We start from the raw sequence: 13,405 nt of genomic DNA, 5'->3' as shown, positions 1-13,405 counted from the left end.
CAAAATAAAGGCTATATTTGCGGGTAAATTGCAATAAAACGATATATTATGCTAATTCAATTCTCAGTTCGAAATTTTAGAACATTTAAAGAAAAGGCCACACTGAGCCTTATCGCATCTAATTACGACAAAGAAACTAGAGAAACAGAAAACATTTCTGACATCAATATTTACAATCTTAGAATTCTTAAAAGTGCTGTTGTTTACGGAGCGAATGCAAGTGGAAAAAGCAAATTTATTGAGGCGTTAATGTTCATGAAGCGTTTTGCCATCAATTCTTCAAAAGAAAGTCAAAAAGGGGAAGAAATTGATGTGGAACCATTTAAATTAAATAACGAAAGTGAGAAACAACCTAGTGAGTTTGAAGTAATCTTTTTGTACAAAAAGGAAATGTTTCGTTATGGTTTTGAAGTTGATAAAGACCAAGTTGTTTCAGAGTGGCTATATCACAAGCCAAAAACAAAAGAAGTTGAGTTATTTTATAGAGATTTTCAAAATTTCGAAATTCATTCAAGAAATTTTCCAAAAGGTGCAACATTAGTTAGAGAAGAATTGATTAGAAATAATGCTTTACTTCTATCGGTAGCGGCTCAATTCAATGATACGACTAGCGAGAATATTATTGAATGGTTCAAAAATCTCAAGACAATTTCTGGACTTAAAGAAGAAGGTTATCAAGGCTACACTATGGGTAAAACTAAAGACCCAAAGCATAAAGAAAGAATTCTTGAATTACTCAAGGCTGCTGATTTAGGAATTCAAGATATTAAGCTTGAGATGCTAGATGTCACAAAGCTGCCAAAGGATATGCCTAAAGAATTGAGAGAAATGATTTTGAAAAAATCAAAAGAGGATAATGCAGAATTCTTTTCTGATATTTTGACTACTCATAAAAAGTTTGACAATTCTAAGCACCATATTGGGAATATTAACTTCTCTCTTGATGATGATGAATCATTTGGAACAAGAAAGTTTTTTGCATTGACTGGACCTGTCTTAGATTCAATTGAAAATGGATATACTCTTGTAGTTGATGAATTAGATTCAAAACTACATTCAAATTTAGTTTGTAAAATAGTTTCATTATTCAATTCAAAAAAACTCAATCCTAAAAATGCACAACTTATTTTCAACACTCACGACACAAATTTGTTAAGCTCAGGTTTGTTTAGAAAAGACCAAGTTTGGTTTACAGAAAAAGACAAATACGGAGAGGCTAAACTATATTCGTTGGCTGACTTTAAGTCTGAGACAGTAAGAAAAAATGAGGCTTTTGAGGACAATTACATCAGAGGTAAATATGGTGCGGTTCCATTTCTTGGATTCTTTGACAATTTAATTCACAAAAATTTATTGCCACAAGATGAAAATGAAAAATAAACAAGCTGAACAGATAGCAGCAAAGAAGGCACATAAAGAATCTTTAAAAACAAAAAGACGAGCAGAACCTGTATTAGTAAAGAAGTGAGGCGAAAATTTCTGAAAGGCCAACAATACTAATTGTATGTGAAGGTGAAAATACAGAGCCATCATATTTTAGACAATTCAAGTTGTCTTCTGCCACAATCAAACCAGTTGGTGAAGGTTATAACACTATATCATTAGTTCAAAGAGCAGTTCAATTATCAAAAGAAAGGTCATACGAACAAGTTTGGTGTGTATTTGATGCTGACCCTAAGCCAGATAACCCTAAGCATGCAAAAAAATTCAATGATGCAGTAAAACTTGCTGAAAGAAACGGTTTTGGTGTTGCATATTCAAATCAAGCTTTTGAATATTGGCTCATACTTCATTTTGACGACCATCAAGGTGGTGGAATGAATAGAAATGATTACAACAATAAAATCAATCAACTTTTAAAACCATTTGGACTAACATACGAAGGTGAAAGTAACAAAACAATAACGGAAGAAATTTTTGAAGTGCTTGACGGTATTGACAAAAAAATAAATAAGGAGAGGAAGCGTTTAGCAATTTCTAGAGCAGAAAGGAATTACGACCTTTTTGACCATACTAATCCTGCAAATGAAGAGTCATCCACCACTGTATTTAGACTTGTTAAAGAATTATTGAAGTATATATAGTCCTAGACCACAACAAGAACGCCAGCCCAGCCTATAACAGCACCTACCCAGAAGGCGGGGTTTCGTGTTCCAAAGACAGTTTTAAGGTTAATCAAACATCAGTTTTTCAAATCAAGTTTTGTGGTAAAATTCCTGCCACTTCGCCAAGCTGCAAACCGTCAGGCTGTGAAAAAACTAACTTGAGTCCTTTTTATACTCGGACACCTATCCGAGAAACTTTCAACTATTACAATCTAAAGACTTAGATTTTGAGTTTTTCACAGACTGCCGTTATAAGTAATGCTAAAAAGACAACAATCATGAATATAGAAACACACCCATTCAATGACAAAATAGGACTTCCTTCTATAAATGAAAAAACGACCAAATTAATTATTGGAACATTTCCAGCTTTTCAAGTGACAAACAAAAAAAGTCCGCGACTTGATTTTTATTATGGAAGCACAGACAATAAATTTTGAGACTTAATCCATGACGTTTTAGACATTAAAACTGAAATCACGACTGAGAACATTTTGGACTATTTGAATAAAAACGAGTTTGGCATTATTGACATTATACGTAAGTGTTATCGCAAAGACAACACTTCATCGGCAGATGAAGACTTAGCTATTATTGAGTTTCAAGACATCATTGAAATTCTGAGAAATTTTAAAGTTGACACTGTATATACAACAAGTAAATTAGTAACAAGTTTACTCAAACAACAAATAGAACCTTTACTTGACAAGAAAAACGAGACTGGAAAAGGCAATAAAAAGAAAAAAAAAGAAATATTTGTTCCAATTGAATCAGGTGATTTTGAATTTGAGAAAGTTCAGTTGCCTGCAAATATATTTCGAACATCAAGAGAACTTAATATTAAGACATTATATTCACCATCCGACCAGGGAATCAGAGGAATTGCCAAGGGATTAAACAGTAAAAATATAAATTTAAACCCTGAGGATTACAGACGCGAACAGTATAAACAATTATTATCATGAAGCCATTGCACAACTCATTTTTTCTAAAAATACTCTTATAAAATATACCTCCAGCCCTCTTTTAAAGTAATTTAAAGGAGGTTTTTTTTAGTTGCTAGAAATTAACCTCTGGAGATTTTTAAGCTCTTGTATACCTCGAAAATACTCGTTTTTAGGCAGTTTCCCAAGGCAAAATTAAAGGCTCTTCACAAGATGGAAGTCTATATAATTGAGTTGTGCAACAGGCACACGGGTTTGCCACAAGCGGCACTGAATGGCTTCGATTGAACTTTTGTGTTAAAAATTCCCGTCTTCGGCACTACCCAAACGCTACAGCAATGTTAGACAACCTCGCAGCCCAACACTTTTTACCAAATGTTAAATCCAATCTACTATCATTTGCTAATTTTGCATAATGAAAGAACTGGTAAATTACATATTGCAATTCGGAAATCTAAACCAACAACAAATAGACTTGATTACAAGTAAGACAACCGAATTGGAAATCAAAAAAAACGACTATTTTGTAGAAGCTGGAAAAATGTTCAACCAAGTCGTTTTCGTTTTGGAGGGTGTTTTGCGTATTTGCTATTACAACAACAAAGGCGAAGAAATCACAAAGTATTTTGTTGACGAAAACCATTTGTTTACAAACCCCCACCAAGGCGAACCTATGACAGAATATGTTCAAGCCGTTACCGACTGTAAGCTTATTGTGTTTTCTCAACAAGATTGGAACGAAATTTCTCATACGATTGTCAGTTGGGAGAGCATTACAAATAAAATTTTTCAAAAAGCCTTGTTAGAAAAATTAGACAGAAGAAGTTCGTTAGTTTCTGACGATGCTACAACTCGATATTTAACATTTTTAGAAAAGTTTTCATCACTTGCCAATCGTATTCCACTTTCATACATCGCTTCTTATCTCGGAATTACACAACAATCTTTAAGCAGAATTAGAAAAAACATTCGATAAAATCACTTTTTACCATTTGGTAAACGATTTCATTTTTTGTTGAAACAACTTTGCCTTGTCAAATTTTAAATCAACAAAAATGAAGAAAGCATTCATCACAGGAGCAAACAAAAGCATTGGCTTTGAAGTTGCTAAACAATTATTACAACAAGGTTTTTATGTTTATCTCGGAAGCCGAAGTTTAGAAAACGGACTGAAAGCCGTAGGGCAATTAAAATCTGAAGGGCTAACAAATGTAGAAGCCATCCAAATTGACGTAACCGATGACAATTCAGTAAAAAATGCACGTTTGGAAATCGGCAAAAAAACAAGTGTTTTGGACGTGCTAATCAACAATGCAGGAATTAATGGAGTCAAATTTGACGAGACTGGGAACTTTATTCCTCAAACAGCACAGCATACAAGTGTAGAGGTGTTTAAAGAAGTATATGAAACCAATGTTTATGGCGTTGTTAGAGTTACACAAGCATTGTTGGATTTACTCAAAAAATCGGACGAGCCAAGAATTGTAATGGTCAGTTCAAGCCAAGGTTCTATTACCTTACACAGCGACCCTACTTACAAATACTATCACCACAAAGGTGTTGTTTATTTGTCGTCAAAATCGGCACTCAATATGTTCACCGTTAATTTAGCTTATGAACTTCGTGATACTAATTTCAAAATTAACGCTGTAAGTCCTGGTTTTACCAAAACTGATTTCAATCATCATCGTGGAACAGAAACGGTGGAAGATGCAGGAAAACGTATCGTAAAATATGCTTTAATTGGCAATGATGGAGTAACAGGAAAATTCTTTTGCGAAGAAACAAATCCCGAAACAGGAGAAATTCCATGGTAATATATATTTGTTGAAAAGACTAAAAACTGCCATAACACGGGTTGCTGTTGCCCAATTCATTTTTGCTAAAAACCTTCTTATTAATTATTCTTTCAAACCTCTTCTAAAGGGATATAAAAGAGTAATGAACTTTAGTAATAATGGGCATTTATGCTTAGAAACCCGCCCGTTGCAAAGTCCGAATGTTAGGCGGCCACACAATCCGACAGTATTAAAGATTAGTAAAAAGCCCACTGATAAGCTTTCAAAGGACTTTTTGCTAATCTTTGGTAATAGTGCTTTTATCAACTATTGTGCAGATTTGCTGACTTTTGCCAAAAAATATCACGAACAAACAACCGCCCAAACACGACCGTTGCGGTTAGCCAACATATTCAACGCCCCATTTATAGAGTTCGTTGATAATTGGCTCTAACTTTTCCCCTTTTGTCGTTAGGGTATATTCAACTGTTGGCGGAACAGTTGCAAAAACTTCTCTGACAACAATTCCATTGGCTTCCATATTCTTCAATTCTTTGACCAACATGCGGGTATTTATGTTTGGTATAAGTCGTTCTAATTCGCTAAAACGCTTTTTCCCGTTAAATAAAACATAGATAATGGACATAGACCATTTTCCACCTATTACACCTAAAATTTCTTGAAGTGTGCATTTTTCTTGAGGCTTTTGTAATTTTTTTTTGCTCATAAATAGTTGATTTTGTTCAAAACTTTACTTCGTGTCATTACTGTACAATCGTGTAACCACTTTCAAATGTAAAGTATTATTTTTTACTTTACAACTCATCTTAAAAAAAGTAGTATGGACAATTCATTGAAAGGACAAGTTGCCTTGGTAACAGGCGGAACAAAAGGCATAGGCAAAGCCATTGCCGACAAATTAAGCTATGCAGGTGTGCAAGTAGTAGTAACGGCACGAACTGCACCAAAAGAAAGTACAAGCGGACAGCATTTTATTGCAACAGACCTTGCTCGACCCGAAAGTGCAGAAACTCTTGCCAAAGAAATTTTGGGGCAATACGGCAGAATAGACATTATTGTCAATAATGCAGGGGCTAATTTAAGTCCAGGGGGCGGTTTCAATGCTCTTTCAGATGAACATTGGAACAATGATTGGCAACTGAATTTTATGTCAGTTGTTCGTATCAACAAAGCATTATTGCCGACAATGATTGAACAAAAAAGCGGTGTAATCGTCAACATTTCTACGGTTGCAGCAAAGCAACCAATATGGGAAATGACAATGTCTTATTCTTCTGCAAAAGCAGCATTGAATATTTATAGCAAAGCATTGGCAAACGAAGTTGGCTCAAAAGGAATACGGGTCAATGTTGTTTCACCGGGCGTTGTAAAAACACCGTTAATGTTGGACTTTATTGACAACATTGCAGAATCGTCAAACATTACATCAGACGAAGCATTTAAAATTGTAATGGATAAAATTAGTGTGCCATTGGGAAGAATGGCAGAACCCGAAGAAATTGCGAACCTTGTAAAATTCCTTGTTTCTGAGGAAGCAAAATATATCACAGGAACTAATTATTCGGTTGACGGAGGTGCTTTACCAACTATCTAAACGACCAACAGAACAAATGACATGGGTATCTGTTGCCCAACTCAATTTTTGTAAAAACCTTCTTATCAATTATCTATTCAAACCTCTTCTAAAGCGATTTATAGGAGGTTTGTTTTTATTTTGTTGAGAATAGCCTCAAACTTGCAGGACTTAAAATCGAGTTTTTTGTAAAAGCGTAGTTTATTGGTTCAAGTAGAGGAGTAGCTTGGGGTAATATGCTTGTTTTTTCAGGTTAAAGCATAATTAGTATTTCTGTAAATTCATTGTTAGCTGGAACTTACCAATATTTAACTTGGTAATACATTTCCATTTGGGGTATTTTACGCCCTTGCCTACGTTTAGGATACGAATTTTAGGCAACTACACTGGACAGTATGAAAATCTATGTTTATTTCTATATATTTGAATGGTGCAACAGGCACAAGGTTTTTTCACAGACTGCCGTTATCCAAAAGCTTGCCATCTATCATAAAAAATATTGAAAATGCAAAAAAGCATACTAATTTTTATCATAGCGATAATAGGACTTTTTTCCTGTAAGCAATCTAACAATTCAAAAACAGATATAATCGAAACCAATGTTTCAGATTCGATAAATAATAGCAATCAAAAGCATACCTTTAACGACAAAGATATTTACTCCACATATAAATATGTAGATCCTGCGGGTAAAAACGTTATCATAAAAAATGGTTTTCCAAGAGGTGGGCTAAAATATACTGATAAAAAAGGTGATAATTACAGTTATGTTGTTTTTTGGACACAAATAGTAAATGAAACAGATAACAAAATTGAATTGACAATAGATTTTCCTTTGAATTCCTATGAAGTGCCGTCTTTGCCAGGTAAATACTATAAAATATTGATTCCGAATGACACCATGACTTTTGCAAAGTTTCCATTATACCTTTATGGTTTAACAAATTTAGCAGCTTATATAGATAACAATATTCACAAATCAGCATCTTTAAAAAGAACGATTAGCCCAAAAGAATCGAATGGTTTTTATACTGTAATAATTTGCTTGACAGAAGGAGCACACGGAACTATGCGAACAGAGCTAAGTCTAAAAGGACAAAATCTCTTTTATAAAATAAAAATTGATGGCTCAAAAAGTAATAGTAAATCAGGCGAGAAAGAAATCAATTGTGGAAGCATTAATTTAAAAAATCTGATATTGCAAGAATAAATAGAAAGCCAGTGTACAATAGCAGTCTGGTAAAATGGCAGGTTTGTTACTGAACTGTATGAGAATTTTGTACAAAACTAAATTTTTATGCTAAAACTCCTGCATTCGGCAAATAGCAAACCTTCGGCAGTAACTTTAAGACAACCCTAAAACAATGACAAAAACCTTACCCTTTTTATTCTTTGCAACATTTTTGGGGCTGACAATTTCTTGCAATAGCAAAATATATGCTCAAACTGAAAAACCTAAAATATCATTTACTTTTGACGATGGGCAAACCAATGATATTGGCGAATATAAATTGGAAGTATGGAATCAAATGTTGTTGAATAACTTAAAAAAACACAACCTAAAAGCAATTTTATTTTCTTCTGGAGCAAATAAACTCTCGGAAAAAGGAAAATACGTCTTAACATCGTGGAACAATGAAGGACATTTTATTGCAAATCATACTTTTACTCATGCCAACTTTAATAGCAAAAATACAAGCTTAGAATCTTTTAAGCGAGAATTAATTCTAAACGATTCTGTCATAAAAAGTTACTCTAATTTCGTTCCATATTTTAGGTTTCCTTATTTGAAAGAAGGGAATTCAAAGGAAAAAATTGATGGCTTTAGAGCTTTTATGACCCAACAAGGTTACAAAAATGGACACGTTTCAATTGATGCTTCTGATTGGTATATCGACAGCCGACTTATTCAGCGACTTAAAACAAATCCTAATTCAGACATTTCAGGCTTCAGAGATTATTATAAAAAACATCTTCTTGATCGTGCCTTATATTATGATTCATTGGCATTTCAGCTAACAGACAGACGGATAAATCATGTGATACTTTTACACCATAATTTGGCAGCAGCATTGTTCTTAGACGATTTAATTAAATATTTTGAAGACAATGGCTGGGAAGTTATTGACGTAGATAAAGCATATAAAGACAAAATATATAATGAAATTCCTAATAATATTCCAGCAGGCGAAAGTTTGATATGGGCTTTAGCAAAGCAATCAGGGAGGTTTGAGAATGTGTTGCGTTACCCAGCGGAAGATGGGGATTACGAAAAACCGATAATGGACAAATTAGGACTTTGACAGCCCAAGAAAGAGTAAAAACTATTACCAATATTGTATTGAATAAAGACTAGCAGATATGAGTTGTTCAACGTTAAGTTTTTTACAAACTGCCGTTAGCAGCTATTTTGACCAACTACACCGCAAAACAATAAATGGCAAATGAAAAAAACATATTTATTCCTATTTTATATCTTAACATCGCTGACAATAAATGCACAGCCAAATCCCATTTACTCCAAATCGTATGGACAAAGCGAAAACCCTGCGATTATTTTTATTCATGGCGGCCCAAGAGGAAACTCAACACTTTTTGAAGGAACAACAGCCGAAAAGTTAGCAGAAAAAGGCTTTTATGTAATTGTTTATGACAGACGAGGCGAAGGCCGTTCTATAGACACAAGGGCAACTTTTACTTTCCAAGAAGCAATAAATGATTTGAATCATATTTACCAAAAATACAACATCAAAAAAGCAAATATGATAGCTCATAGTTTTGGCGGTTTAGTTGGAACACTTTTTACAGAACAAAATCCTGAAAAGGTAAAATCTTTGATACTTGCAGGTGCTTTGTTTTCCCAACAAGAAACGTATGACCATATCTTGGGAACGACGAAAAAAATCTATTCGGCACAAAAAGACCATTTGATGCTTTCTGAAATTGCAGAAATTGAAAAGCTTCCAAAAAATTCTGCTGAGTATCGACAACAATGTTATGAAATTGCGAGTAAAAATAATTATTTCAAAATGCCATTTCCAACAAAGGAAGCAAATCAACTTCGAGACAATTATGAGCAAAGTGCTTTTGGAAAAAATAATATCCGAAATGACAACGCACCCATTTTATTCTACCAAAACGAAAGCAAAAATAATATTGACACAAAACCAATTTTAAAAAACCTTAAAAAACAAGTCAAATTATTTGCTATCTATGGGCAACAAGACCAAATTTTTTCAAAAAAGCAATTAAATGATATGAGGAAAATAGTCAAGAAACAGAATTTTAAAGTTATTGACAACTGTTCACATTATCCATTTGTTGACCAGCAAACAGAGTTTATAAACACCATTGCAAAGTGGATAAAATAGAAAATACCGCCAACAAGGGTTTTGAAATAGTGCAAAGTTCAACGGTAGTTTCTCGATTGAGGATTTGTACTTCGATTGCACCACCATTGCAAATCCCCAATCTGTTAGCGTAGTGCAACCTACAACAATTACAAACGTTAAAAAATCAAAAAATGGACAACAAAATCACGGTAACTGCAATCATAAATGCAGACACAAAAAAAGTTTGGGATTATTACACCAATCCATCACACATTGTAAATTGGAATTTTGCTGACCCAAGTTGGCACTGTCCCAAAGCTGAAAACGATATGAAAGTTGGAGGAACTTATAAAGCAAGAATGGAAGCCAAAGATAAAAGTTTTGGGTTTGACTTTGAAGCAGTGTATTCCAAAATCGTTGAAGGCAAGGAATTTACTTATGAATTTGGTGGACGAACAGCTACTGTTGAGTTTAAAAGTTTGGGAAGTCAAACAGAACTTATTGTGAGTTTTGACCCTGAAAATCAAAATCCAATTGAAATGCAAAAAGGTGGTTGGCAATCAATATTAAACAATTTTAAAACATATACAGAAAATGAAAGTATCGCTTAAATCGAAAACTCTTTTTGTATTAGCTGTAATGCAGGACTGAACAGGTTTTTCAATTATATACCAATACCAGAAAAAATGGTAAAAGCTTTTAGTGCCTTTATAGAAATAGGGTGGCTTATGCTACTTGTTGGACTTGCTGAAATCATTGGAGGACAACTAATAATTATTCCAAGAACAAGAGCATTAGAAGCATTAATTATTTTTCCAGTAATGGTTGGAATATTTTTAACAAATATACTTCAAGACAAAACTGGGTAGCCTACTGCGTTAATTTTTGAAGCAATTTTGCTTTGGATAATTATGGAGTAAATGATTGCAGAGCAAGTGTTACTAAGTGGCTATTGTATAATACTTAAATAGTGAAAATCAATAACCTAACCATTTAGCCCAAACCTCACTATAATTGCAGAAGGATTTTGGCTTGATTCCTAGTAAATTGGGCTGTTGAAATCTATTGTATCAATAAATAATTAAAAGTTTATGAATAACAGTATCGATAATAATGATAAAATATTGGCAGAAAATCAGCAAAAAGTATTATTGGCAAGAGTTGATGGGAAATATGCCCTCGATGAGTTCCTTAACCTAATTGGCTATGAAAAAGGTTTTTTATTTACTGTTGCCGAACTATTGCTGCGTCCTAGCAAACTAATCCATCATTATCTTAATACCAACAGAAACGCCTGTACCAAACCTGTAACTTTTTTGATTCTTTGTTCGGTAGTTTATAGTTTGATTACCAGTAGTTTGAAGGTAGACGTGTTTACCGAAGAACAACTTAATCAACAGTATAGAATTTCGGGTGTAAGTAATGTGATGCTGTGGGTACAAGACAATTATGGATATGCCAATATTTTGATGTTGGTATTTATTGCCATCTGGACCAAGATTTTGTTCAAAAAGCAATCGTACAATATCTATGAAATAGGGGTTCTGTTATGTTTTGTCATTGGCGAATGTATGTTGTTGTTTACGATACATCCTCTGTTTACAAAATTTGTCACCAATACCATTTTTGATACAATCTTATATGGCGGAATATTAATCTATATAGCTTGGTCTATTGGGCAGTTTTTTGGAGGAGGCTTCAAAAATTACTTCAAAGCAATTATTGCTTATTTGTTTGGGTTTCTCACATTTGAAATCATTGCCATAATAGTAGGGCTAGCGATTGACGCAATGGCTAAGAAGCTATAAAAATCATACTCAACAAGGCTTTAACCAGTATCTGAGGTTACTCTATTTAAAACCCTGTAAATTTTTAGGGCTTCAATAACAGTTATTGGCTAGGACAATTTTAAGTTTTTATTGTTCTGTTAGCAAGAATGTTAAAAAAATAGTAATTTGAAAAAGTCTTACAGATAAGATATTTGACTCAAAAATATCTTGTCGAAGAATAACTTTTTTAACATATCAACATGAAAAAAAACTTCTTTTCTTTCCTAGCCGTGTTATTACTCAACGTGGCTTTTGTAACAATCTCTTCCGCCCAAACGCCCAAACGTATTGATTTTGCCAAGGAAGGCTCAAACTCTTTAGTTTGGGAACAAAAAGTAGCTGCCAACAGTAGCAAATCATTTGTATTTAAAGCTACCAAAGGGCAACATTTAACCCTAAGTTTCATTGATGATACCCAAAAAGGCTCGATGGATTTAGGTAAAATTTCGATTGAACCCAATACAGACCCTTTTCAAATGCCAATCGAAGTAACCAAAGATTATTTGTTGAGTGTTTCTAATCACAGCAACAAATCTACTAGCTTTAGGATTTCGATAAGCCTTGAAAACCCCAATCCGTCAGCCAAGAAAAAATAATCATAACGATATGGCCTAGGTAACAGAGTTATACAATGGATATTACCTTGTGTAACTCTGAGTTACGTATATCGATACAATGAATATGATAAATGCTCCAAGTTTTTAATCAATAATTGGGTGTAGAGGTAACTCTTGTGGTTGACAAGTTATAAAACTTATCATGAAATAAAATATATTAATAAGCTGATAGTCAGGCTTGAAATGATGATTTGTGGTATGCTAACAATCTTGATAAACAGAATACTCCGATGGAAAAACAAAGTAGCGTAAAGTCTTATGATGGGTGTCGATTGGGGTGTAGTATCGACACTAGGCTAGTTATTGTATTTATGATATTGGCTCATAGTATCTTAGCACAGCCCAAACTCTTGTCAGACTGTAATACCATTTTTATTTGTATAGATTCGGTGAGTTATCGGCAATTATTTGCCAATTCGTATATAAAAGATACCCTCTTTTTTTGTAGAGAAGCCACCACCAATACCCTCAACGATAGCTATACAGGCAAATATGCTATTGGAAAAGCCGCCAATTTAGAGTTTTTTAAACCTTCCGAGCAAGATAAAATAGGAAATCACCTCAATGATTTTGGGATAGAATTTAAAACAAGAACTTTGGGCGAGCTTCAGACGTTACAGCAAATAGCCCAACAACAAAAAGTGCCTATTGATACCAATACCACTCAGCTAACTGAAGAGGACATCGTATTGGTTTGGTACAAAACCCTCAAGGTAAAAAGAACAAAGACCAATTTTGAGCTAAGTATAATAGAATATCAAAAAGTGTATTTAAAATATTTGGGCTTTACCGATGCCGAAATAGCAAGCCCAATGACATTCGACTATTTTAATCAAAAGCTATCTCATGGACGGAAATACCCCCGACAGTTCAACAAAATCAGGGCAATAACACTCCAAATCAACAAAACTGAAATGCCATATTTTAAGCAGTTTTGTGTACTCAACCAAATGAAGCAAACACGAAACTCGTTTTATAGCCCCGACTTGAGCATCGACTATGTTGTGGTGGATACTCCATTGCCCACCAAAATCAAAAAAATTAAAGTAGAATTAATAAATCCACAAGCAAAACGAAATATTCGAGTATCCAACAATTTATCGTTCAACATAAACCAAAAAAATTGTGAAATAGTGTTTTGAAGGTAGATATAACCAAAGGGATAATTCTTATGCTAATACAAAGACTCATAGCTGTCTTAATTGC

The 13,405-nt window shown here is 33.8% G+C and carries 16 protein-coding genes; 15 read left to right on the top strand and 1 reads right to left on the bottom strand.

Annotated elements, in window-relative coordinates; translation table 11 throughout:
- The first annotated feature begins 48 nt into the window (after window positions 1-48).
- The 6 genes from FLEMA_RS0111275 (at window position 49) to FLEMA_RS0111200 (ending at window position 4,866) form a co-directional block, all read left to right on the top strand.
- A complete protein-coding gene (locus tag FLEMA_RS0111275; protein ID WP_026997691.1) occupies window positions 49-1,380 on the top strand; it encodes an AAA family ATPase in 1,332 nt (443 codons plus the stop codon).
- Window positions 1,381-1,550: 170 nt separating this feature from the next.
- Window positions 1,551-2,084: an RloB family protein gene (locus FLEMA_RS68280; protein WP_229359413.1), complete on the top strand. Its 534-nt coding sequence runs from the start codon at window positions 1,551-1,553 to the stop codon at window positions 2,082-2,084.
- A 299-nt stretch (window positions 2,085-2,383) separates the two neighbouring features.
- Window positions 2,384-2,545: a uracil-DNA glycosylase family protein gene (locus FLEMA_RS76960; protein ID WP_159102681.1), complete on the top strand. Its 162-nt coding sequence runs from the start codon at window positions 2,384-2,386 to the stop codon at window positions 2,543-2,545.
- 63 nt (window positions 2,546-2,608) lie between these two features.
- Window positions 2,609-3,070: a hypothetical protein gene (locus tag FLEMA_RS68275; RefSeq protein ID WP_144080082.1), complete on the top strand. Its 462-nt coding sequence runs from the start codon at window positions 2,609-2,611 to the stop codon at window positions 3,068-3,070.
- A 394-nt stretch (window positions 3,071-3,464) separates the two neighbouring features.
- The gene (locus tag FLEMA_RS0111210) at window positions 3,465-4,025 is read left to right on the top strand and encodes a Crp/Fnr family transcriptional regulator (RefSeq protein ID WP_026997690.1); all 561 of its coding nucleotides are present in this window, start codon (window positions 3,465-3,467) and stop codon (window positions 4,023-4,025) included.
- Between the two features lie 79 nt (window positions 4,026-4,104).
- Entirely contained in the window at window positions 4,105-4,866 is a 762-nt protein-coding gene (locus tag FLEMA_RS0111200) for an SDR family oxidoreductase (RefSeq protein WP_026997689.1), read from the top strand.
- A 361-nt stretch (window positions 4,867-5,227) separates the two neighbouring features.
- Here the strand turns inward: FLEMA_RS0111200 and FLEMA_RS0111185 are convergent, their stop codons facing one another.
- Window positions 5,228-5,554 (bottom strand): winged helix-turn-helix transcriptional regulator, encoded by a 327-nt coding sequence (locus FLEMA_RS0111185; RefSeq protein ID WP_026997688.1) that lies wholly within the window; start codon window positions 5,552-5,554, stop codon window positions 5,228-5,230.
- A 114-nt stretch (window positions 5,555-5,668) separates the two neighbouring features.
- Here FLEMA_RS0111185 and FLEMA_RS0111170 point away from each other — a divergent pair, with 114 nt between their 5' ends.
- From FLEMA_RS0111170 to FLEMA_RS68255, 9 genes are all read left to right on the top strand, one after another.
- On the top strand, window positions 5,669-6,442 hold the full coding sequence (locus FLEMA_RS0111170; protein WP_026995502.1) for an SDR family oxidoreductase: 774 nt from the start codon (window positions 5,669-5,671) through the stop codon (window positions 6,440-6,442).
- Window positions 6,443-6,926: 484 nt separating this feature from the next.
- Entirely contained in the window at window positions 6,927-7,631 is a 705-nt protein-coding gene (locus tag FLEMA_RS68270; protein WP_044171266.1) for a hypothetical protein, read from the top strand.
- Between the two features lie 154 nt (window positions 7,632-7,785).
- A complete protein-coding gene (locus FLEMA_RS0111130; protein WP_044171264.1) occupies window positions 7,786-8,724 on the top strand; it encodes a polysaccharide deacetylase family protein in 939 nt (312 codons plus the stop codon).
- Between the two features lie 141 nt (window positions 8,725-8,865).
- Window positions 8,866-9,792: an alpha/beta hydrolase gene (locus FLEMA_RS0111115; RefSeq protein ID WP_026997687.1), complete on the top strand. Its 927-nt coding sequence runs from the start codon at window positions 8,866-8,868 to the stop codon at window positions 9,790-9,792.
- 152 nt (window positions 9,793-9,944) lie between these two features.
- On the top strand, window positions 9,945-10,364 hold the full coding sequence (locus FLEMA_RS0111100; RefSeq protein ID WP_026997686.1) for an SRPBCC family protein: 420 nt from the start codon (window positions 9,945-9,947) through the stop codon (window positions 10,362-10,364).
- 75 nt (window positions 10,365-10,439) lie between these two features.
- Window positions 10,440-10,622 (top strand): hypothetical protein, encoded by a 183-nt coding sequence (locus FLEMA_RS76575; RefSeq protein WP_144080081.1) that lies wholly within the window; start codon window positions 10,440-10,442, stop codon window positions 10,620-10,622.
- 222 nt (window positions 10,623-10,844) lie between these two features.
- Window positions 10,845-11,561 carry a DUF3667 domain-containing protein gene (locus FLEMA_RS68260; RefSeq protein ID WP_044171262.1) on the top strand — a complete coding sequence of 239 codons (717 nt, stop codon included), beginning with the start codon at window positions 10,845-10,847 and terminating at the stop codon, window positions 11,559-11,561.
- A gap of 221 nt (window positions 11,562-11,782) precedes the next feature.
- Complete coding sequence (locus tag FLEMA_RS0111070; protein WP_026995497.1) at window positions 11,783-12,178, top strand: hypothetical protein; 396 nt, start codon at window positions 11,783-11,785, stop codon at window positions 12,176-12,178.
- Between the two features lie 251 nt (window positions 12,179-12,429).
- Complete coding sequence (locus FLEMA_RS68255) at window positions 12,430-13,341, top strand: DUF5829 family protein (protein WP_144080080.1); 912 nt, start codon at window positions 12,430-12,432, stop codon at window positions 13,339-13,341.
- Window positions 13,342-13,405 lie beyond the last annotated feature (64 nt).

Source organism: Flectobacillus major DSM 103 (assembly GCF_000427405.1).
Classification (GTDB): Bacteria; Bacteroidota; Bacteroidia; order Cytophagales; family Spirosomataceae; genus Flectobacillus; species Flectobacillus major.
Note: the sequence above shows the minus strand (reverse complement) of the source record. Positions and strands in the feature narration are given on the sequence as shown.

Bases quoted from the DNA above. Each gene is read 5' to 3' on its own strand.
- FLEMA_RS0111185 (WP_026997688.1), bottom strand. From the start codon at position 5,554: ATGAGCAAAAAAAAATTACAAAAGCCTCAAGAAAAATGCACACTTCAA.
- FLEMA_RS68260 (WP_044171262.1), top strand. From the start codon at position 10,845: ATGAATAACAGTATCGATAATAATGATAAAATATTGGCAGAAAATCAG.
- FLEMA_RS76575 (WP_144080081.1), top strand. From the start codon at position 10,440: ATGGTAAAAGCTTTTAGTGCCTTTATAGAAATAGGGTGGCTTATGCTA.
- FLEMA_RS0111170 (WP_026995502.1), top strand. From the start codon at position 5,669: ATGGACAATTCATTGAAAGGACAAGTTGCCTTGGTAACAGGCGGAACA.
- FLEMA_RS0111200 (WP_026997689.1), top strand. From the start codon at position 4,105: ATGAAGAAAGCATTCATCACAGGAGCAAACAAAAGCATTGGCTTTGAA.
- FLEMA_RS0111100 (WP_026997686.1), top strand. From the start codon at position 9,945: ATGGACAACAAAATCACGGTAACTGCAATCATAAATGCAGACACAAAA.
- FLEMA_RS0111275 (WP_026997691.1), top strand. From the start codon at position 49: ATGCTAATTCAATTCTCAGTTCGAAATTTTAGAACATTTAAAGAAAAG.
- FLEMA_RS0111115 (WP_026997687.1), top strand. From the start codon at position 8,866: ATGAAAAAAACATATTTATTCCTATTTTATATCTTAACATCGCTGACA.
- FLEMA_RS0111070 (WP_026995497.1), top strand. From the start codon at position 11,783: ATGAAAAAAAACTTCTTTTCTTTCCTAGCCGTGTTATTACTCAACGTG.
- FLEMA_RS68255 (WP_144080080.1), top strand. From the start codon at position 12,430: ATGGAAAAACAAAGTAGCGTAAAGTCTTATGATGGGTGTCGATTGGGG.
- FLEMA_RS0111210 (WP_026997690.1), top strand. From the start codon at position 3,465: ATGAAAGAACTGGTAAATTACATATTGCAATTCGGAAATCTAAACCAA.
- FLEMA_RS76960 (WP_159102681.1), top strand. From the start codon at position 2,384: ATGAATATAGAAACACACCCATTCAATGACAAAATAGGACTTCCTTCT.
- FLEMA_RS0111130 (WP_044171264.1), top strand. From the start codon at position 7,786: ATGACAAAAACCTTACCCTTTTTATTCTTTGCAACATTTTTGGGGCTG.
- FLEMA_RS68270 (WP_044171266.1), top strand. From the start codon at position 6,927: ATGCAAAAAAGCATACTAATTTTTATCATAGCGATAATAGGACTTTTT.